Raw genomic sequence first — 18,363 nt, 5'->3', positions numbered from 1 at the left:
CAGCAGTGATGCTGCCCTCCAGATGCTCCAGTGCCTGGAAGAACGCGTCCTTCACCTCATGAGACGCCATGGTCCTCGCAACTCCCCAAAAATTCAGGGCGTTGCGAGGACCACTAGAAACTGCCCCCGGGGGCGGGGGCGGAGTCGTCGTGACAGCTGGGGGGGTCAGCCCGCGAACATCGCCAGCATGATGGAGATGTAGTGGCACACGAAGCCGCCGATCGTGCACGCGTGGAACACCTCGTGGAAGCTGAACGTGGCGGGACGCAGCCGCGGCCGCTTGAGGGCGTAGCAGACGGCGCCGCCGATGTAGAGCGCGCCGCCCACGATGAGCATGACCGTGGCGGGCACGTTGACCCCGAAGAACGCCGGGAGGTAGACCACGGAGAGGCAGCCCATGACCACGTACAGGGGCGTGTAGAGCCAGCGCGGGGCGCCGAGCCAGAACACCCGGAAGAGGACGAGCAGGGCCCCGAGGGACCAGATCACCGCGAGCAGGACCGCGGCGCTGCGTCCGGGCAGGAAGCTCACTGCCAGGGGGGTGTAGGTGCCCGCGATGATGAGCGCGATGTTCGAGTGGTCCATGCGCCGAAGGATCGCGTTCATGCGTGCGCTCCAGTAGAAGCGGTGGTAGACGGCGGAGGTGCCGAAGAGCAGCACGGCCGTGACGGCGTAGACCACGCAAGCCAGGCGCAGCTGCACGGTGGGAGCAACGACCACCGCGATGATCCCCAGTGCGGTGGCCACGGGGCTGAACCCCGCGTGGATCCAGCCGCGCCACGAGGGCTTGCGCTCCACGGTCACCGGCCCGTTGCGTGTCTGGCGCACCACCGTGGGGGGATCGTACGGGTCACGGCCTCCGGCGCGGTCGTCTCGCATGGGGGATCACACTGCCTTCCGTGACTGTTCCCACCGGCACGGCGGTCGTGGGGCGCTGCCGTGTTAGGCGGGCGCTACGGGTAGTTTAGTGGATGTGAATCCGCACAGGCCCGAGCAGAGTCAGGGGGCACGACCGTCATGAGGCTCCCCCGAGTCATGTACTCGTTCTACGAGCACCGCCTGGCGCGCACCCTCTCGCAGGAGGAGCTGCCCCACCACGTGGGAGTCCTCGTGGACGGCAACCGCCGGTGGGCCCGGCAGTTCGGCACCTCCACGGAGGAGGGCCATCGGGCCGGGGCGCGCAAGATCGTGGAGTTTCTGCGGTGGTGCAACGAGCTCGACATCCAGGTGGTCACCCTCTACGTGCTCTCCACCGAAAACCTCAACCGGCCGCCGGAGGAGCTCACCGCGCTGCTGGAGATCATCACGAACCTCACCCGGCAGCTGCAGGAGGAGGGGATCTGCCGGATGCAGGCGGTCGGGGCGCTGGCCACCCTGCCCCCGGAGCTGCAGGAGCAGCTGGCCAGCAGCGTCCAGCGCACCGCGGGGAACCCCGGCCCGCACCTGAACATCGCTGTGGGCTACGGGGGCCGCCAGGAGATCGTCGACGCCGTGCGTGAGGTCTTCACGGACGCCGCGTCCCGCGGGGAGTCCCTCGAGGCCACCGCGCAGGCCCTGAGCATCGAGGACGTCTCCGCGCACCTCTACACCCGCGGCCAGCCGGACCCGGACCTGCTGATCCGCACCTCCGGGGAGCAGCGGCTCTCGGGATTCCTGATGTGGCAGTCCGCGTACAGCGAGTTCTACTTCTGCGAGGCGTTGTGGCCGGACTTCCGGCGCGTCGACTTCCTGCGCGCCCTGCGCGACTACGCCCGCCGGCAGCGCCGCTTCGGCGGCTGAGCCCGGCGGCGCCAGACCTGTGCGCTGCCGCCACCAGGCCGACGTCCGATCGGCGTTCGGCCTGGGGAGAGCGGGGCGGGGACGCCGCGAAGGCCGGCGGCGACGTCGTTCCCCGGGTGGGGGCGCACGGAACCGCGGCGCCTCAGCGGCCCTTCAACGGCCCCTCGGGGGCGTGCCCCAGTGAGGTCTCCGCGGCGCGTCAGTGGCCGGGGACCCGCCACGGGAGGTGGTGGGAGACGTCCGTGAGGTCGAAGTCCTCGCGGGTGAAGAGGTCGTCCAGCTGGTACTCGTCCACCCCCTCGACCACGAGCCGGTGCCCCTGGCCGGCGTACGGGCCGCTCAGCACATGGGAGTACACGCACACGCCGGTGGCCGTGTCCACGGCGATCCGGGTGGGCCCCGGAGCGAGCGGGTGGGCCGCCGTCACCGGGCGGTAGCGCACGGTGGGCTCCACGGTGGCGCACCACACCCGGCGCTTCGCGAACGCCCCGGCCGCCAGCGAGCGCAGCCGCGCGGGTCGCTGCTCCGGCAGGTACGGCGGGACCGGGGCCGGGCCCACGAGCTCCACGGGGTCGAGGATCGCCTGCCACCGGCCGCCGCCGAACACGGGGTCCCCGTAGGCGGCCTCGGGACGGCGGGTGACCAGGCCGTCGTCGTCGTACACGGGGGTCACGAGACCCGGCGGGAGCAGCCAGGAGCGCGGGGTGTCCGCTACGTAGAAGTCGTCCCGGGAGCGCTCCAGGGACGTGCTCGTGTACAGCGCGTGGCCCCGCAGCGTCTCGACCCGCAGGTCCGAGGGCCGGCGCAGCCAGGCTCGCACCGGCTGGGCGGGGCGGTCCTGCGCGCCCGGCACCCAGTGCAGGGAGAAACGCAGGGTCTCCCACCGCCACGGGGAGGAGCGGCACAGGGCGGCGAAGGACTCCTCGTGCACGGCCGTGTCCTCGGGTGCCCCGGACCAGGGGGACCCCTCGTGCGGGGGTGCCCCGCGCTGCCACGGTGCCCCGCTGCGCGAGGACGCTCCACCCTGCCAGGGTGCTTCCTCCTGCCAGGGTGTTTCCTCCTGCCAGCGGGCTCCGGTCTGCCTGGGCGTGCTCATGGCCCCAGTCTACGAAGTGGTTCTCCACAGGCCTGCGCCGCGCTCTCCCGGTGGGGCGGGGGCTGTGCCTAGGATGGGCGCATGATGCTGACCGCTGCGTCGGGCATCGGGGGGTTCGTGGGGGAGCACCTGAAGGACACGTCGCCCAGCGCGCAGCTGGCCGCGGTGGCCTGTGCCCTGGCCGTCCTGGTGCTCGCCTGCTCAGGAGTGTGGCTCGCCGCCACGGACATCCGCGAACACCGCCTGCCCGGTGCCGTGGTGCGTCCCCTCTACCCCGTGACCGCCGTGCTGCTGGCGGGTTCGGCGTTGCTCGTCCACGACACCGTGCGGCTGTGGTGGATGCTGTGGGGACTCGTGCTCATGGGCGGACTCTTCCTGGTGTTGCGGCTGATCAATCCCTCCGGCATGGGCATGGGAGACGTGCGGCTCGCGGGGGTGCTGGGCCTGGCCACGGGGTTCGCCTCGGTGGGCCACACCGTGCTTGCACTCGCCGTCACCTTCGTCTCTGCAGGGATCTTCTGCGTGGTGCTCATGCTCACCCGGCGGGCCGGGGCGGGCAGCCGGATCCCGCTGGGACCGTTCATGATCGTGGGCAGCCTGGGGGTCCTCACGTTCCTGTGACGGGTTTCCCGTGAGGGGTTTCCGTGACGGGCGGGCACGTACCCTGGGGAGCGACCACCCCGTGGGGAGGGTCCTCTCCGTGGGGGAGGAAACCTCTCCGCGTGGCTGTAGCACCCCGCCGTCACCGACCAGGAGGACCACCCCGTGGCCACACCCGAGTTCATCCAGCACCTGCGCCGCTCGATCGGCCACGACCTGCTCTGGCTGCCGGGGTGCACCGCCGTGGTGCTGCACGAGGGCCGTGTGCTGCTCGGGCGCCGCGCGGACAACGGGAACTGGGGCCTGATCACCGGCATCGTGGAACCGGGGGAGGACCCCGGTGTGGCCACCCGGCGCGAGTGCCTGGAGGAGACCGGGGTGGAGATCACCGTGGACGCGCTCGTGCGGGTCAAGGCCGGCGGGGAGGTGCAGTTCCCCAACGGAGACCGCTGCCAGTTCCTGGACCACACGTTCCTGTGCAGCTACCTCTCCGGGGACGCGCGGGTCGCGGACGACGAGTCCCTCGCCGTGGACTGGTACCCGGTGGACGAGCTGCCTCCCATGCCGGAGCACCAGGCCGAGCGGCTGCGGGCCGCGCTGGAGTTCACGGGGCGCACGGGCTTCGAGAGCTGAGGGGTTCGCGGGAGCCGACGAACACGTGGGCCGGGTAACCGACGAACCCGGGAATCAACGCACCGGGGAAACGACGAGCCGGTGAACCGGTGAGCGACGTGCTCTGGGTGCTCAGCCGAGCTGCGCCTGTGTTTCCTGCCGGGCGAGGGCGTAGCGGCGGCGGAACTCCTGCACGCCGACGTCGCCCGCGGGAAACAGCTCCCGGCTCACGGAGCGGGACCACTCGGGCAGCTCCTCCGTGGCCGCCCAGGCCGCCTGCCGCGCGGCACCCAGCGCCACGTACTCACCCGCCTCCGGCACCGTGACCGGCATGCCGAGCGTGTCCGGCAGGACCTCGCACAGCGCCTCGGACCGGGCGCCGCCGCCGATGAGCAGCACACGATCCACCGCCACGTGCGCCTCGCGCAGGATGTCCAGGCAGTCCGCGAGGGAGTTGGCCACGGAGAGCACGGCCGCCCGGGCGAGGTTCTCCCGGGTCAGCGAGGCGCGGTCATCCCGCCCAGGTGTCCGGTGGCTGTGGGCAGATTGGGCGTGCGCTCGCCGTCGAAGTAGGGCAGCAGCGTCAGCCCGCCCGCGTCCGAGGGACCGGACCGCGCGAGGCGGGTGAACTCCTCCAGATCCACCCCCAGCAGATCTGCGGTGGTGGTCATGACGCGCGCGGCGTTGATCGTGCACAGCAGCGGCAGGAACCGGCCCGTGGCGTCCGCGAAGCCGGCGGTCACGGACGTCGGGTCCTGCGGCGGCTCGGGGCTGCACGCGAACACGGTTCCGGAGGTTCCCACGGACACCGCCACCTCCGCCTCGCGCAGGCCCAGGCCGAGCGCGGCGGCCGCGTTGTCCCCCGCGCCCGGGCCCACGACGACGTCGCCGCCGCACCCCCACTGCTCCCCGAGCGTCCCCGCGGCCTCACCGGGACCGAGCACCCGGGGCAGCTCGGGCACCGCACCGAAGTACTCCTCCAGCAGCTCGGGGCGGTAGCGATTGGTCGACGGGTCGAAGTAGCCCGTTCCGGAGGCGTCCGAGCGGTCCGTGACGCACTCCCCGCACAATTGCAGCGTCAGCCAGTCGTGGGGCAGCATGACGCGCGCCACGCGGGAGGCGGCCCCCGGCTCGTTCTCCGCGAGCCACGCGAGCTTGGACAGCGTCATGGACGGGACGGGTGACATGCCCACCCGTTCCATCCACCACCGGGGCCCGTGCTCCTCGAGCATGCGGGTGGCCTGGGGCGCGCTGCGGACGTCGTTCCACAGCAGCGCATCGTGTACCGGGGTGCCCTCGGCGTCCAGCGCCACCATCCCGTGCTGCTGCCCGGCCACCGAGACGGCGAGGACGTCGTCACGCTCCGGGACGCCCACCTGCCGCCACGCGGTGCGCAGCGCGCTGAGCCAGTGCGCGGGGTCCACGCTCGTGCCGTCCGGGTGAGGGGCGCTGCCGGAGGCCAGGGTGCGGCCGGTGGCCGCGTCCACCACCAGGACCTTGCAGGACTGCGTGGAGGAGTCGATGCCGACGACCGTGGGGGTCATGACGTCCTTTCGTTGGCGTGGACGGGACGGGTGCCTTGCGACGCCGGGAGGGTGAGCTGAGGTGCGTCACCGGGAGCCCCGGGGCGGGTCACTGCTCGCGGGGAGGTGCACCGCCGTGGAGGAGCCGCCCCAGCTCGTCGCGCAGAGCTGTGTCGCACACCAGGTGGTCCACGAGATCACCGCGCACCGCGGAGAGGACCGCGGGCGCGCGCTCCGCGCCGGAGGCGACCCCGATCCTGTGGCGGGCCGCGCGCAGCTGCCCCACACCCGCCGAGACGACCATTCCAGCCACGGGCGTGTCCACCTCGTGGCCGGCCTCGTCCAGCAGGTGCCCAGAGACCTCGGCCACGGCCCCGGCGTCCCGCGCGGCGCGGGCGACGTCCTCGCCGACCCGCGGCCACACGGTCGAACCCTCCGGCGACCAGTGCCCGACGGCCAGCGCCGCGACCTCGAGAGCGTCCGCCCGGCGCAGTGTCCCCGCGACCTCGCGGGACTCCTTCAGGGACTCGGCCCGCTCCACGACCAATGGCGCCCACAGCGGCCACGCGGCGCGGCAGGCCAGGCCGACGAGCAGATGCGGCGGCTCCTCGGTGGGCGTGCCGTCAGTGCACAGCGCACCGGCGAGCTGTACGACGTCGTTGTGCGGCAGCGGCGGCAGGTGACCGACCGCGACCTGGAGCATTCGGGACCAGGAGATGCCCAGGACGGTGTCGTCCCGCAGCAGCCGGGTGACCTCCCGGGCGACGGCGCGTGCGAGGTCGTCGCGGTCGGCGGGCCAGTGGGGACTGCCCACCGTCACGAGCCGCTCCAGGCCCGCGGCCCGGGCGAGGTCCGCGTCCGCGCTCTCGAGCGGCACCGTGATCTCGATCCGCACGACCCCGGTCTCCTGCGCCTCCTGCAGCAGGGCGGCCACCTGGAAGCGAGAGAGCCCGGACCTCTTGCCCAGCGAGACCTTGGAGGCGCCCTCCACGAAGTAGCCGTGCGCGAGGTTCGCGAGCAGGTGGCGACGCCGCCCGGGGTCGGTGGGCGGCCAGGGGTCCTCGGCGGTCATGGGACACCGCCTCCAATCCTGACGGGAGCGAACAGGGGCACTGCTCCCGTGATCCTATATGTTCCGGCTCACACGGCTCCCACGGCTCACACGCCTTACGGCGCTCGCGGGATCCGTGGCGTTCCCGGCCTGTTGTGCGGAAACGTGAACGGGGACCCGGCGGCGGCGTGCCACCGGGTCCCCGTCCGTGTGCGCCGTTGTGCGGGCGACGGCGTCGGGCTCAGCCGCGCGGGATGTTGCGCAGGTTGGAGCGAGCCATCGACACGGCCTCGCCGGCACCGCGGTTGAGCACGATGCGGGACATGGCCGTGGCGAAGCCGAAGACCTGCTCGCTCTTGATCTTCGGGGGGATGGACAGCGCGTTGGGGTCGGTGATGACCTCCACGAGCGAGGGGCCACGGTGCGAGAGCGCGGTGGTGAACGCCGACTCGAGATCCTTGGGCTTCTCCACGCGGATGCCCTGCAGCCCGGCGGCGCGGGCGATCGCCGCGTAGTCGGTCTGGGGGACATCCACGCCGTAGTCCTGCAGCCCGTCCACGAGCATCTCCAGCTTGACCATGCCGAGCGTCGAGTTGTTGAAGACCACCACGGTGACCGGCAGGTCGTACGCGGCGAGCGTGAGCAGCTCGCCCATGAGCATGGACAGCCCGCCGTCGCCCGAGACCGAGATCACCTGGCGGCCCGGCTCCGCCATGGACGCGCCGATCGCGTGGGGCAGGGCGTTGGCCATGGAGCCGTGCAGGTAGGAGCCCAGGACGCGGCGGGTGCCGAGCGGGTTGATGTAGCGCGCGGTCCACACGTTGCACATGCCGGTGTCAGCAGTGAACACGGCGTCCCGGGCGGCCACCTGGTCCAGCACGGACGCGGCGTACTCGGGGTGGATGGGGGTGATCTTCTCGACCTTGCGGGTGTAGGCACCCACGGCCTTGTTCATCAGCTTGTCGTGCTTGGCGAGGGTCTTGTCCAGGAAGGAGCGGTCCTTCTTGGGCTGCAGCTCGGGCAGCAGCTTGAGGATCGTGGACTTCACGTCCCCGTACACCGGCACGGTCACGCCCGTGCGGCGTCCAATCACTGCGGGGTTGGTGTCCACCTGGATGGTGGTGACGTCCGGGAGGAACTGGTCGTACGGGAAGTCCGTGCCCAGCATGACCATGACGTCCGCGTCGTGCAGCCCCTCGGCCGCGGCGCCGTAGCCCAGCAGCCCGGTCATGCCGACGTCGAACGGGTTGTCGAACTGGATCTGGTCCTTGCCGCGCAGCGAGTGGCCGATGGGAGCGTTGAGCGTGTCCGCGAGCGCGATGACCTCGTCGTGCGCGCCAGACACGCCGATGCCCGCGAAGATCGCAACCTTCTTGGCGGAGTTCAGGGCCTCGGCCATGCGGGCGATCGTCTCGTCGGAGGGCACGATCGAGCTGGGGGCGGGAACGGAGTAGGGACGGGCGTCGGCGGCCACGTCCGAGTCCGCGAGGTCACCGGGCAGCGTCACCACAGACACGCCCGGGCTCGTGACGGCGAACTGGATCGCGGAGGCCACCACGGAGGGCGACTGCTTGGCCGTGCTCACGAGCTCCGAGTAGACGGAGCACTCGGTGAAGATCCGGTCCGGGTGCGTCTCCTGGAAGTACCCCGAGCCGATGTACTGGGAGGGGATGTGGGAGGCGATCGCCAGCACAGGGGCACCGGAGCGGTTGGCGTCGTAGAGGCCGTTGATCAGATGCAGGTTGCCGGGACCGCACGAGCCCGCGCACACGGCGAGCTTGCCGGTCACCTGCGCCTCGGCGCTCGCGGCGAAAGCGGCGGCCTCCTCGTGGCGCACGTGGACCCAGTCGATGCCGCCCTTGGCGGAGCCCCCCGAGCGGCGGACCGCATCCACGATCGGGTTCAGGCTGTCGCCCACCACGCCGTAGATGCGCTCGACGCCCGCGGCGATGAGTTGCTGGATGATCTGGTCTGCAAGTTTCACGCGTTCTCCTCGGGAGGCGGGCCGCCGCGGCCGTGCCGTGCGGCGGTAGTGGAAAAAGTCGCTGCGCGCCAGCTTAGTCCCGTTCCCGGGGGCTCCCGGAATCTATGTGGCGAACGAGACAGGCCCTGGTGGGGCAGCGCACCGTCAAGTCGGGGTTGACGCAGGGTGGAACGTCAATGTTTGCTTGACGCATGACAAAATCCGCAAAGAACGTCTCCCGCAACGACGGCTCCGCCCGCTCCGCGGGAACCACCACCGCCGTTCCGACCGCATGGGCCGGGGTCGACTGGGCTGCCATCGACTGGGCCCGTGTGGACTGGGTGCGCGCCTCCGCGCGACTCGCGACCGGCAGCCCCGGAGCCTGGGGCGATCTGCCCACCCGGGGTGCGCGCCGTCGAACGCCCGCCGCGGGCGACGTCGGCGGCGCCGAAGACCATGGAACCGAGGCGTTCGAGACCGACTGGAGCACATGGCAGGCCCCGGCCCGCGCCTACCCGGTGACGGTCTACGGGATCCACGAGGCCACACCCGGCCCGCGCTGGAAGGCGCTCTTCGACGCCACCTGGCCCGCGTACCGCTCGTGGTACCTCACGGGTCCCGGCACCCGCCCGAGCCTCGAGGAAGCCCGTGGCAGGCTCGAGGAGCACATGCCCGAGCTGGTGCCCACATGGCGCGAGCTCGTGGCGCAGACCGGCGGTGACGGCGACGCAGCGCGCTTCCTGACCATGTGGAACCTTCCCGCCTTCGCACCGGCGTGCTCGCAGCTGGCGACGGTGGGGGAGGAGACGTCCCTGACCCGCAACTACGACTACGTGCCGGAGCTGTGGGAGGCCACGGTGTACTCGAGCGAGTTCACCGGACGCAAGGTGATCGGCACGGGCGACTGCCTGTGGGGGCTGCTGGACGGGATGAACGACGCCGGTCTGGCCGTGTCCCTCACGTTCGGCGGGCGTCCCGGCTCCGGGCCCGGCTTCGCGATCCCCCTGGTGGTCCGCTACCTGCTGGAGGTCGCGGAGACCGCTGCCCAGGCGAGGAAGCTGCTGCGCGGGCTGCCCGTGTCCATGTCCTACAACATCACCGTGGTGGACGTCAGCGGTGAGCGCTTCACCGCCTTCGTGGCCCCGGGGCAGGACACCGAGTTCTTCGACGCGTGCACCGCGACCAACCACCGCGGCAAGACCCCGGAGTACCCGCAGAAGGCCGCGCAGTTCCACTCGGTGGAGCGCCTGGAGTTCCTGGACGCATCCGCCGAGCAGGGGGTGAGCGCCGCCGAGGCGCGGGACAGCTTCCTGCGGGATCCCCTGCACCAGGACCACTACTCGGCCGGGTTCGGCACGCTGTTCACCGCCCACTACCGCCCGGACCTGGGCACGGTCGAGTACGTGTGGCCCGGTGTCTCGTGGACCCGTGGCTTCGACGACCCGGACGACACCCTTGAACTCGTGCTCGAGGGACGGTGAGTCCGGCACTCGCCCCGGTTCCCGAGATCGGGGCGGGTGGTGCCATGATGGGATCCGTGAGCAGCCACACACCCGCCCCGTCCGGCCCCGAACCCTCCGTGTCCGACCTCGAGGACGCGGCGCTGCGGGCCCTCGCGCAGCTGAGCGGCCGCGGGGATCCCGAAGCGTTCCAGGCCCTGCTGCGGATCAGCGCGGCGGCGGGTGAGCACCTGGGGGTTAGTGCCCGCTCCGTGGCGGAGGCGGCCTCGTGGTCCGCCGTGGCCGGTGCCGCCGGCACCTCGCGCCAGGCGGCGTGGTCCCGGTGGAAGACCTGACAACCCTCCGCCGACGCGGTCCCCGGACCGCAGGACCACATCACCACCGGGCCGCAGCATCACAGAACGGAACTCGGCCACCCGAAACATCGGGTGGCCGAGTTCTGCGTCTCAGGACCGGGTCCGTGCGAGCCCGGCGGGCCGCCCGGGATCAGCTCAGTAGTTGCCGGTCATCGTGGTGACGTCCAGCGCTTTGTCCAGCTGCTCCTCGGTGAGCTTCTCGCCGTCCACGTAGCCGAGCTCGATGGTGGCCTCGCGCACCGTCATCTTGTTCGCGACGGCGTGCTTGGCGATCTTTGCGGCGGCCTCGTAGCCGATCGCCTTGTTCAGCGGGGTCACGATCGAGGGGGACGCCTCGGCCAGGAACGTGCAGCGCTCCACGTTGGCCTGCAACCCGTCCACCATCTTCTCCGCGGCCACGCGGGACACGTTGGCGAGCAGGCGGATGGACTCCAACAGGTTCGCGGCCATCACGGGAATACCCACGTTCAGCTCGAACGCACCGTTGGTGGAGGACAGAGCCACGGTGGTGTCGTTGCCAATCACCTGCGCGGCCACCTGGATGGTCGCCTCGCAGATCACCGGGTTGACCTTGCCGGGCATGATCGAGGAGCCGGGCTGCAGGTCCGGGATGTGCAGCTCACCGAGACCGGTGTTGGGCCCGGAGCCCATCCAGCGGATGTCGTTCATGAACTTCATGTAGGAGTACGCAATGTTGCGCAGCTGCCCGGAGGCCTCCACCAGGCCGTCACGGTTGGCCTGCGCCTCGAAGTGGTTGCGCGCCTCGGTCAGCGGAAGGCCGGTCTCCGCGGACAGCAGCTCGATCACGCGCGCCGAGAAGCCGTCCGGGGTGTTGATGCCGGTGCCCACGGCGGTGCCGCCCAGGGGGACCTCCGCCACGCGGGGCAGGGAGGCGTCGATGCGTTCGATGCCGTAGCGCACCTGGGCCGCGTAGCCGCTGAACTCCTGGCCCAGGGTCACAGGGGTCGCGTCCATGAGGTGCGTGCGACCGGACTTCACCACGGTCTTGAACTCCTCCGCCTTCTTCTCCAGGGAGGTGGCGAGGACGTCCATGGCCGGCTTGAGGTCGTTGATCAGCGCGTTCGTCACGGCCACGTGCACGGAGGTGGGGAAGACGTCGTTGGAGGACTGCGACGCATTGACGTGGTCGTTCGGGTGGACCTCCACTCCGGCGGACTCGAGCGCGCGGGAGGCCAGCGTGGCCAGGACCTCGTTGGTGTTCATGTTCGAGGAGGTGCCCGAACCGGTCTGGAACACGTCGATGGGGAACTCGCCGTCGTGCTCCCCTGCGGCCACGGCGTCCGCGGCGTCGCGGATGGCCTGGGCGCGCTGCGCGTCCAGCACACCCAACTCCTCGTTGGCGGTCGCGGCGGCCTTCTTCACCTGCGCGAGCGCCTTGATGTGCTCGCGCTCCAACGTGTTGCCCGAGATGGGGAAGTTCTCCACGGCGCGCTGCGTCTGCGCGCGGTAGAGGGCGTTCTTGGGAACGCGGACCTCGCCCATGGTGTCGTGCTCGATGCGGTACTCAGTGTTTTCAGCCATGTCGCCAGTTTACGGCCACCGCGCCCCTCGGCGCCCGACGAAGCGCTCCGCGATCCGGGCTCGTGACGACGTCGTGGTCAGACCCGCGACGTCGGCCGGGCACGACGTCGGGACCGGAGCCCTGGCGCTGCCGCGCCCGGTGAGGTCGGAGGGAGGTGGACGACGCCGCGCCGCCACGTGTCCTCGCGGGTCTGGTCCGTGTGCAGCAGGTCCTGGTACTCGGGACAACGGCGACGAGCAGGGATTCCCTGCTCGTCGAACGCCTGGGCGACTAGCTGATCTGGGGATCGTCGCTGTAGACCAGCTCGGCCTTGCCGTCCGCAAGGTGGTAGAACACGCCGATGACGGCGGCCTCACCGCGGGAGACAGCACCGGAGATCACGGTGGACTGGTCCAGCATGCGTGCCGCGGTCTGCTTGGTGTGCTCCACGACCATGTCCTGCAGGTCCGCGTTCCCGGAGCGCTGTGCCTGCAGGACGGACGGGGTGATGCGCTCCACCAGGTCCCTCTGGAAACCGGTGGGAAGCTCACCGGACTCCACGGAGTTCTTTGTGGCGGTCACCGCGCCGCACGAGTCGTGGCCGAGCACCATGATCAGCGGTGTGCCGAGCACGTCGATCGCGAACTCGAGGGAACCGAGCACGGCGTTGTCGATGACCTGGCCCGCAGTGCGGATCACGAACGCGTCCCCGAGGCCCAGGTCGAAGATGATCTCCGCGGCGAGCCGGGAGTCCGAGCAGCCGAAGATCACGGCGAACGGTTTCTGCGACTCGGCGAGGCTCTCGCGGCGCTGCGCGTCCTGGTGGGGGTGCAGCTTGTCCCCGGAGATGAACCGGGAGTTGCCCTCCTGCAGGGCCCGCCAGGCCTCGGAGGGGGTGCCGGGTGCGTGGTCCACGCTGGCTGTCTCAGTGTTCACGGTGGGACTCCATGACTCGAGGAGGGGTGACGCGGCGTGATACTGCGCGCCGCCGTTACAGGGTAACCCCGCCGAGGCGCCGGGTGCCTGGGGCGGCACCGGCGCGCGCACTCAGGAGCGGGAGAGCGCTTCCGCCACGAGCTGGAAGTCCGCGTCCGGGGCGTCGCCGCTGAGCACCACCGTGGAGTCCTTGAGAGTGCCCACCCACGCCGTGAACGCGTCCTGCTTGCCAGAGGCGTCCCGGTGGTGGATCTGCCAGGTGACGCCCGCGACCTCCTTCTCGTCCGTCACGGGCACCAGCTCCGTGCGCTGGGCGAGCCACGTGGGGTTCGACTCGGCGGTCTGGACCATGTCCACCAGGTGGTAGTCGGGGGAGAGGAAGCCCACGTTCCACAGCGGCACACCGTCCTGGGACTTCTCGTCCCAGCGCGCGTAGTTGGCACTCCAGCTTTCCCCGAGGTCCGGTGCGGCCGGGGTGAAGGACGCCTGGTCCGCGGCGAAGGTGGCCTCCTGGGCAACGTCCACGTGCGCCCGGTAGGGCTGGGCGTCCGGGCGGGGCTGCAGCCACAGGAACGGCAGCAGCAGGAGCAGCAGCACGAGCATGGAGATCACCATCCCGCGCACCGGGGCGTTGATCCGCGACGCCTGCTTGGTGGTGAGCTGCGGGGTGGGCTGGTCGGCGCCCGCCGTGGCCCCCGGGGTGTCTGTGGCCTCCGCGCCCGCGCTGTCCGTCGCGGCGGTGCCTGCCGCGGCGGCGTCATCGGGGGCTGCGCCGGAAGGGGACGTCGACGGCGCGGGGTGGGGATCGCGGGAGGGCCCGGAAGCAGAAGAACTCACGTCCTCCATTGTGCCGTGCCCGCGCGGACCCGCCCAACAGGACAGGCCCGGGGATATGCTGGGGGCAACCGTGGTGGCGCCCGGGCCCAGGTGGTGGTGAGGCGCACCGAAACTCGAAGGTGAGGAACAACGTGGCAGAGAACACCCAGTACGGCAGCTCGGGAAATGCAGCGGACCGCAACTTGGCGCTCGAACTGGTGCGCGTCACGGAGGCCGCGGCGATCGCGGGCGGCCACTGGGTGGGTGCCGGTGACAAGAACAGCGCGGACGGTGCGGCGGTGGACGCCATGCGCTCCTTCCTCTCCACCGTGGACTTCAACGGCACCGTGGTCATCGGCGAGGGCGAAAAGGACGAGGCCCCCATGCTGTTCAACGGCGAGCAGGTGGGTGACGGCAGGGGCCCGGCCTCGGACGTCGCGGTGGACCCCATCGACGGCACGCGCCTGACCGCGCTCGGCATGAACAACGCGCTCGCGGTGATCGCCGTGGCGGACGGCGGCTCGATGTTCGACCCCTCGGCCGTGTTCTACATGGACAAGCTCGTGGTGGGTCCGGAGGCCGCGGACATGGTGGACCTGCGACTGCCCGTGAAGCAGAACATCCACCTGGTGGCCAAGGCCAAGGGCGTGAAGCCCAACCAGGTCACCGTGTGCGTCCTGGACCGACCCCGGCACCAGGGCCTCGTGGAGGAGATCCGCGCGACCGGCGCCCGCACCCGAATGATTCTGGACGGGGACGTGGCCGGCGCGATCGCCGCGTGCCGCGAGGGCACCGGGGTGGACATCATGATGGGCATCGGCGGCACCCCGGAGGGCATCGTCACCGCGTGCGCCGTGAAGGCCACCGGTGGCGTGATCCAGGGCCGCCTGGCACCCACGGACGAGGCCGAGCGTGAGAAGGCGGCCGCCGCCGGGCTGGACGTGGACCGGATCCTCACCACGGACGAGCTCGTCACCTCCGACAACTGCTTCTTCGCCGCCACCGGCATCACGGACGGCGACCTGCTGCGCGGCGTGCGCTACCGCGGGCGCACCATCACCACCCAGTCCATCGTGATGCGCTCCCGCTCCGGCACGGTGCGCATGGTCGAGGCCGAGCACCTCGCCAAGAAGTGGGAGAAGTACGAACGCCACCAGAAGTGACCTTGACGTCCCACGACGTCGACGGCGCGTCCGCCCTTTCCGGGTGGGCGCGCCGTTCGCATGGGCGACCGGGGCGGGGCCCGCGCCCGGCTAAGCTGGGTCGCGGTGTTCATGGGCATGAGGAGAGGACAGACACCGTGACGTTGAACGTGACCCCCTGCGGGAACCGTCAGAGCTGGGACGCCCGCGTGCGAGTCACAGGCGGGCACCCGGACCTGCTGTGGGGCATCGGCGAGGCCGAGGCTCTCACCCGCGACGACGTCCGCGTGCAGCGGGTGGGGGTGGATCGCGGCAACCAGACCGTGGGGTACGGCCAGCTGCTGGTCTACCCGGAGGACCGCCACACGGTGGTGGACGCCAAGTCCCTGCACGTGAAGGACCCGCGTGACCTCGTGGCCGTGCTCGCTGCACTCCAGGAGCACTCCCGCACGGTGCACGACGCCGCGGTGCTGCGCGTCAGCCCGGACACCCACGCCACCACGGAACTCGCGGATGAGCTCGCGGAGGCCGGCTACCGCCGTCGTGACAAGCCCCGCCGCGGTGAAGCCGGCCCCCGCCACCTGGTGGTGCGCCTCGGCGAGACCGAGGGGGAGCTGTCCAAGCGCCTGTCGAGCGAGACTCTGCAGCGCTGCCGCGCGGGTCTGAGGGACTCGGGAGTGCGGGTGCGGCGCGTGAACGCCGAGGACCGGGACCTCTCCCACGTGGGCCTGCGCACCCAGCACATCCGTGAGCTGCTGCGCGCCGTGGGGGAGAACTCCGTGTTCCTGGTGGCGACCGAGCGCCCCAAGGACGGGCCCGAGAAGGCCCTGGGCTACCTGTGGTTCGTGCACACGGGCGAGGCCGCCATGATCTACCGCTTGGGCTTCACGGACCGCGCCCGGGAGCTCGGGGTGGACGACGCCCTGCTGCTCACCGGTCTCGTCCAGCTCCAGCAGCGGCTCGTGCACAAGGTGCTCGCGGGGGATCCGGACCAGGCCGGCCAGCCCATGGTGCTGCGCGAGCTCGCGACCGAGGACGTGGAGGTCCTCGGCACGTGGGAGTACCCCCTGGTGGGAGAGTTCCAGATCGCGGGCCGCGCCGAGAAGACACGGCGCCGCGTGCTCGGCCGGCGCTCCCGGCAGGACCGCCGCGAGGAGATCCTCCCGGAGCACATGAGCCCCGCAAACACCTCGGGCCCCACTCACCGGGCGGGTTCCGAGACGGACGCTGCAGGCGCGGGGCGCGACGACGCCGCGGCCGAGGTTGTCGAGACTGGGGCCGTTGACGTCGGGCTCGCCGGAGCTGGGTCCGCGGACGACGCCGTCGACGTCGCCGAGCAGGACGCCGCCCCGTCGCGCAAGGCCGCCAAGGCGGCGAAAGCCGAGAAGAGGGCAATAAAGAAGCACACCACGTCCGCCAAGAAGACTCCGTCTTCCAAAGGAGCCAAACGCGCCAGGCGCGGCAAGCGGCGGGCACAGCCAGAGTTCGGAGGCACAGACCTGGAGACCGGGACGACGGACGCCACGGCGCCCGAGACTCAGCCGGCGGCCGACGGCCTGCTGCGCCGGGCCCTCGCGGAGGGTCGCGCGGCCGTCCGGGACGCCGCCCGCTGGTGAGCCCCGTCGGGGCTACGCCCTGCCGGAGACGAGGTTCGCCACGCGAGCCGTGAGGGACTGCGGAAGCAGACCGGCGATCCGTTCGAGGCCGTGGTAGGTCCGGGGAAAGACCACCCGGGGCCGCCTTTTCTCCAGCGCGGTGAGCGTGGCGGTTACGAGGTCCTCCGGTTTCGCGGAGCGCCCGAGGTCGATGGCCGAGGCGTCCGCCACCCGGAAGAAGTCCGTGTCGACTGGCCCCGGATTCACGCTCAGCACCTGGACGCCGTGCTTGCGGGCCTCCACGCCCACGGCCAGGGTGAACCTGTCCACGAACGCCTTGGACGCGCTGTACGTGGCCATGGACGGAAGCGGCTGGAAGCCCGCCACCGAGGCCACGTTGATGATGGCACCGCTGCGGGCGACCGTCATGGACTGCAGGGCGGTGTGCGTGAGCGTCATCAGCGCCCGCACGTTCACGGTGAGCTCCTCCAGTTCACGGTCCAGGTCCAGGGCGGCGAACTCGCCGTGCGTCCCGAAGCCTGCATTGTTGACCAGAAGGTGCACGGGGTTGCGCTCCAGGACGTCCACCAGGGTGTCGATGCCGTCCTGCGTGCCCAGGTCCGCCACGACAATCTGTGCGGCACCACCGGTGGCCTCCTGTGACAACTCCGTGAGCTTCTCGGTGCTGCGCCCGGTGAGAATCAGCGCGTATCCGCGCTCGTGCAGGGCCTTCGTGAACGCCCGACCGATCCCTCCCGTGGCACCCGTGACCAGCGCGGTGCGGCTCATGCGTCGTCCTTCTTCCCGCGCGGCGTCGTCGCCCGGCTGCCCAGCCCGCCAAGGCGCTCACGCAGACTACCGGGGCGCTCCCGCAGGCTCCCGGCCCGTTCGCGCAGTGTTCCGGCGAGCGATCCGAGTCCCTCGCGGGCCGCGCGCACCCCGCTGTACGCCGTGTACCCGGCGCGGGAGACGGGAAGGTCCCAGGTGCCCGGGTAGGCGACCGGCTCACCGCCGAAGGACTTCTTGAAGGACGTGAACCCGTACCACTCGTGCTCGGGTCCTGCGCCCTCTGGTGCGGTGCCGAAGAGGTCGAACCAGGTGAGGCCCTTCTCCTTGGCGTCCATGACCATGGTGACCACCAGGGGGATGCCCGCGGAGAGCCTGCGGTGCTCCTGGTCCATGGCGGCGTGCGCGTAGGTGCGGGTGTCCGCAGAGTCGTACACGAGCGACGCCGCAATCGGCTCGCCATCGAGCTTCGCGAGGTACAGGCTCGCCGCGTCCACCGGCATCAGGGAGGCGGCGACGGCGCGCAGGTAGTCGTCCTGCTGCCGGTTGAAGTTCCGGCGCTTCGCGGTGTCGTCCAGGAACCGCAGCAGGTGCTCCACGTCAGCAGGGTCCTGCGAGCGCTCGATGCTCACGCCCTTCTTGTGAATGTTGCGGTACAGGTTGCGGTTGGTGGACTTCATGGCCTTGAGCAGGTCCTTGGAGTCCTTGCGCAGGTCGATCAGCTGGGTGTGCCCCGGCTGCACCTGGCGCGGCGCGCGCTTCATCCCACGACGGCGCAGCGAGGCCTCCGCGGTCTCGATCCCGTCCACGGTGTGCCCGTTGATCGGCTCCACGCGCACGAACCAGCAGCGGTTCGCGCGAGCCTGGGCGGTGAGGTCCGCGAGGGCGCGGTCGAAGGCCTCCGGGGAGTCCGCCTCCGGGCCGTACGGGCAGTAGAGGTAGCGGCCCGTGCGACCGCCCTCCACGGTGGCCAGGTAGCGCCATCCGGGGCCCTCGGCCTGGATCACACGGTGTCCGATGCTCTGTTGGAACTGGGCCCACTCGGGGGACTGCAGGATGTTTGCCACGGCTCCACTGTACCGATGTACCTGTACCTGTACCTGTACCGCTGCACCGATGCCCCGTG

General features: G+C 71.0%; 18 protein-coding genes. 7 read left to right on the top strand and 11 right to left on the bottom strand.

What is annotated here, in order from left to right:
- Positions 1–165: 165 nt before the first annotated feature.
- Entirely contained in the window at positions 166–879 is a 714-nt protein-coding gene (gene trhA / locus ABD264_RS11060; protein WP_144942386.1) for a PAQR family membrane homeostasis protein TrhA, read from the bottom strand.
- A gap of 138 nt (positions 880–1,017) precedes the next feature.
- Between trhA and ABD264_RS11055 the strand changes: the two genes are divergently transcribed.
- A complete protein-coding gene (locus tag ABD264_RS11055) occupies positions 1,018–1,779 on the top strand; it encodes an isoprenyl transferase (protein ID WP_055082597.1) in 762 nt (253 codons plus the stop codon).
- Between the two features lie 199 nt (positions 1,780–1,978).
- Here the strand turns inward: ABD264_RS11055 and ABD264_RS11050 are convergent, their stop codons facing one another.
- The gene (locus tag ABD264_RS11050) at positions 1,979–2,875 is read right to left on the bottom strand and encodes a hypothetical protein (RefSeq protein ID WP_232300193.1); all 897 of its coding nucleotides are present in this window, start codon (positions 2,873–2,875) and stop codon (positions 1,979–1,981) included.
- 81 nt (positions 2,876–2,956) lie between these two features.
- On the opposite strand from ABD264_RS11050, the gene ABD264_RS11045 reads away from it, so the two are divergent.
- Together ABD264_RS11045 and ABD264_RS11040 are read left to right on the top strand one after the other, a co-directional pair.
- Positions 2,957–3,496, top strand: coding sequence for a prepilin peptidase (locus ABD264_RS11045; protein ID WP_344206044.1), 540 nt, complete (start codon positions 2,957–2,959; stop codon positions 3,494–3,496).
- A 144-nt stretch (positions 3,497–3,640) separates the two neighbouring features.
- The gene (locus ABD264_RS11040) at positions 3,641–4,108 is read left to right on the top strand and encodes an NUDIX hydrolase (protein ID WP_094393572.1); all 468 of its coding nucleotides are present in this window, start codon (positions 3,641–3,643) and stop codon (positions 4,106–4,108) included.
- A 111-nt stretch (positions 4,109–4,219) separates the two neighbouring features.
- On the opposite strand, the gene ABD264_RS11035 is transcribed toward ABD264_RS11040, so the two are convergent.
- The 4 genes from ABD264_RS11035 to ABD264_RS11020 form a co-directional block, all read right to left on the bottom strand.
- Positions 4,220–4,558: an FGGY-family carbohydrate kinase gene (locus tag ABD264_RS11035; protein WP_260983342.1), complete on the bottom strand. Its 339-nt coding sequence runs from the start codon at positions 4,556–4,558 to the stop codon at positions 4,220–4,222.
- A 26-nt stretch (positions 4,559–4,584) separates the two neighbouring features.
- A complete protein-coding gene (locus ABD264_RS11030) occupies positions 4,585–5,631 on the bottom strand; it encodes an FGGY family carbohydrate kinase (protein ID WP_260983341.1) in 1,047 nt (348 codons plus the stop codon).
- A gap of 88 nt (positions 5,632–5,719) precedes the next feature.
- The gene (locus ABD264_RS11025) at positions 5,720–6,682 is read right to left on the bottom strand and encodes a sugar-binding transcriptional regulator (RefSeq protein WP_344206038.1); all 963 of its coding nucleotides are present in this window, start codon (positions 6,680–6,682) and stop codon (positions 5,720–5,722) included.
- Positions 6,683–6,902: 220 nt separating this feature from the next.
- On the bottom strand, positions 6,903–8,645 hold the full coding sequence (locus ABD264_RS11020; RefSeq protein ID WP_144942384.1) for a pyruvate dehydrogenase: 1,743 nt from the start codon (positions 8,643–8,645) through the stop codon (positions 6,903–6,905).
- A gap of 191 nt (positions 8,646–8,836) precedes the next feature.
- On the opposite strand from ABD264_RS11020, the gene ABD264_RS11015 reads away from it, so the two are divergent.
- Both ABD264_RS11015 and ABD264_RS11010 read left to right on the top strand, forming a co-directional pair.
- Positions 8,837–10,105, top strand: a complete 1,269-nt coding sequence (locus ABD264_RS11015; protein WP_145010591.1) for a C45 family autoproteolytic acyltransferase/hydrolase — start codon at positions 8,837–8,839, stop codon at positions 10,103–10,105.
- Positions 10,106–10,161: 56 nt separating this feature from the next.
- Positions 10,162–10,419 carry a hypothetical protein gene (locus ABD264_RS11010; protein ID WP_126874776.1) on the top strand — a complete coding sequence of 86 codons (258 nt, stop codon included), beginning with the start codon at positions 10,162–10,164 and terminating at the stop codon, positions 10,417–10,419.
- A gap of 156 nt (positions 10,420–10,575) precedes the next feature.
- Here the strand turns inward: ABD264_RS11010 and ABD264_RS11005 are convergent, their stop codons facing one another.
- The 3 genes from ABD264_RS11005 to ABD264_RS10995 all read right to left on the bottom strand — a co-directional run bounded on the left by ABD264_RS11005 (position 10,576) and on the right by ABD264_RS10995 (position 13,735).
- Positions 10,576–11,982 (bottom strand): class II fumarate hydratase, encoded by a 1,407-nt coding sequence (locus ABD264_RS11005; protein ID WP_126874777.1) that lies wholly within the window; start codon positions 11,980–11,982, stop codon positions 10,576–10,578.
- A 271-nt stretch (positions 11,983–12,253) separates the two neighbouring features.
- Positions 12,254–12,898: a carbonic anhydrase gene (locus ABD264_RS11000; RefSeq protein ID WP_144942382.1), complete on the bottom strand. Its 645-nt coding sequence runs from the start codon at positions 12,896–12,898 to the stop codon at positions 12,254–12,256.
- A 111-nt stretch (positions 12,899–13,009) separates the two neighbouring features.
- Complete coding sequence (locus ABD264_RS10995; RefSeq protein WP_244944778.1) at positions 13,010–13,735, bottom strand: DUF4245 domain-containing protein; 726 nt, start codon at positions 13,733–13,735, stop codon at positions 13,010–13,012.
- 131 nt (positions 13,736–13,866) lie between these two features.
- Here ABD264_RS10995 and glpX point away from each other — a divergent pair, with 131 nt between their 5' ends.
- Together glpX and ABD264_RS10985 are read left to right on the top strand one after the other, a co-directional pair.
- Positions 13,867–14,877 carry a class II fructose-bisphosphatase gene (gene glpX / locus ABD264_RS10990; RefSeq protein WP_144942380.1) on the top strand — a complete coding sequence of 337 codons (1,011 nt, stop codon included), beginning with the start codon at positions 13,867–13,869 and terminating at the stop codon, positions 14,875–14,877.
- Between the two features lie 137 nt (positions 14,878–15,014).
- A complete protein-coding gene (locus tag ABD264_RS10985) occupies positions 15,015–16,472 on the top strand; it encodes a hypothetical protein (protein ID WP_145010588.1) in 1,458 nt (485 codons plus the stop codon).
- 12 nt (positions 16,473–16,484) lie between these two features.
- Here ABD264_RS10985 and ABD264_RS10980 read toward each other — a convergent pair whose 3' ends face one another.
- Together ABD264_RS10980 and ABD264_RS10975 are read right to left on the bottom strand one after the other, a co-directional pair.
- A complete protein-coding gene (locus tag ABD264_RS10980; protein ID WP_290498661.1) occupies positions 16,485–17,240 on the bottom strand; it encodes an SDR family NAD(P)-dependent oxidoreductase in 756 nt (251 codons plus the stop codon).
- On the bottom strand, positions 17,237–18,304 hold the full coding sequence (locus tag ABD264_RS10975; protein ID WP_344206030.1) for a lipid II:glycine glycyltransferase FemX: 1,068 nt from the start codon (positions 18,302–18,304) through the stop codon (positions 17,237–17,239). Before ABD264_RS10975 ends, ABD264_RS10980 begins: the two co-directional genes overlap by 4 nt.
- Positions 18,305–18,363: the final 59 nt, after the last annotated feature.

Source organism: Kocuria salsicia, from assembly GCF_039532055.1.
Lineage (GTDB): Bacteria > Actinomycetota > Actinomycetes > Actinomycetales > Micrococcaceae > Kocuria > Kocuria salsicia.
This window is presented reverse-complemented; position numbering and strand designations above follow the sequence as displayed.

Bases quoted from the DNA above. Each gene is read 5' to 3' on its own strand.
- ABD264_RS11005 (WP_126874777.1), bottom strand. From the start codon at position 11,982: ATGGCTGAAAACACTGAGTACCGCATCGAGCACGACACCATGGGCGAG.
- ABD264_RS10980 (WP_290498661.1), bottom strand. From the start codon at position 17,240: ATGAGCCGCACCGCGCTGGTCACGGGTGCCACGGGAGGGATCGGTCGG.
- ABD264_RS11045 (WP_344206044.1), top strand. From the start codon at position 2,957: ATGATGCTGACCGCTGCGTCGGGCATCGGGGGGTTCGTGGGGGAGCAC.
- trhA (WP_144942386.1), bottom strand. From the start codon at position 879: ATGCGAGACGACCGCGCCGGAGGCCGTGACCCGTACGATCCCCCCACG.
- ABD264_RS11055 (WP_055082597.1), top strand. From the start codon at position 1,018: ATGAGGCTCCCCCGAGTCATGTACTCGTTCTACGAGCACCGCCTGGCG.
- ABD264_RS11015 (WP_145010591.1), top strand. From the start codon at position 8,837: ATGACAAAATCCGCAAAGAACGTCTCCCGCAACGACGGCTCCGCCCGC.
- ABD264_RS11025 (WP_344206038.1), bottom strand. From the start codon at position 6,682: ATGACCGCCGAGGACCCCTGGCCGCCCACCGACCCCGGGCGGCGTCGC.
- ABD264_RS11030 (WP_260983341.1), bottom strand. From the start codon at position 5,631: ATGACCCCCACGGTCGTCGGCATCGACTCCTCCACGCAGTCCTGCAAG.
- ABD264_RS11050 (WP_232300193.1), bottom strand. From the start codon at position 2,875: ATGAGCACGCCCAGGCAGACCGGAGCCCGCTGGCAGGAGGAAACACCC.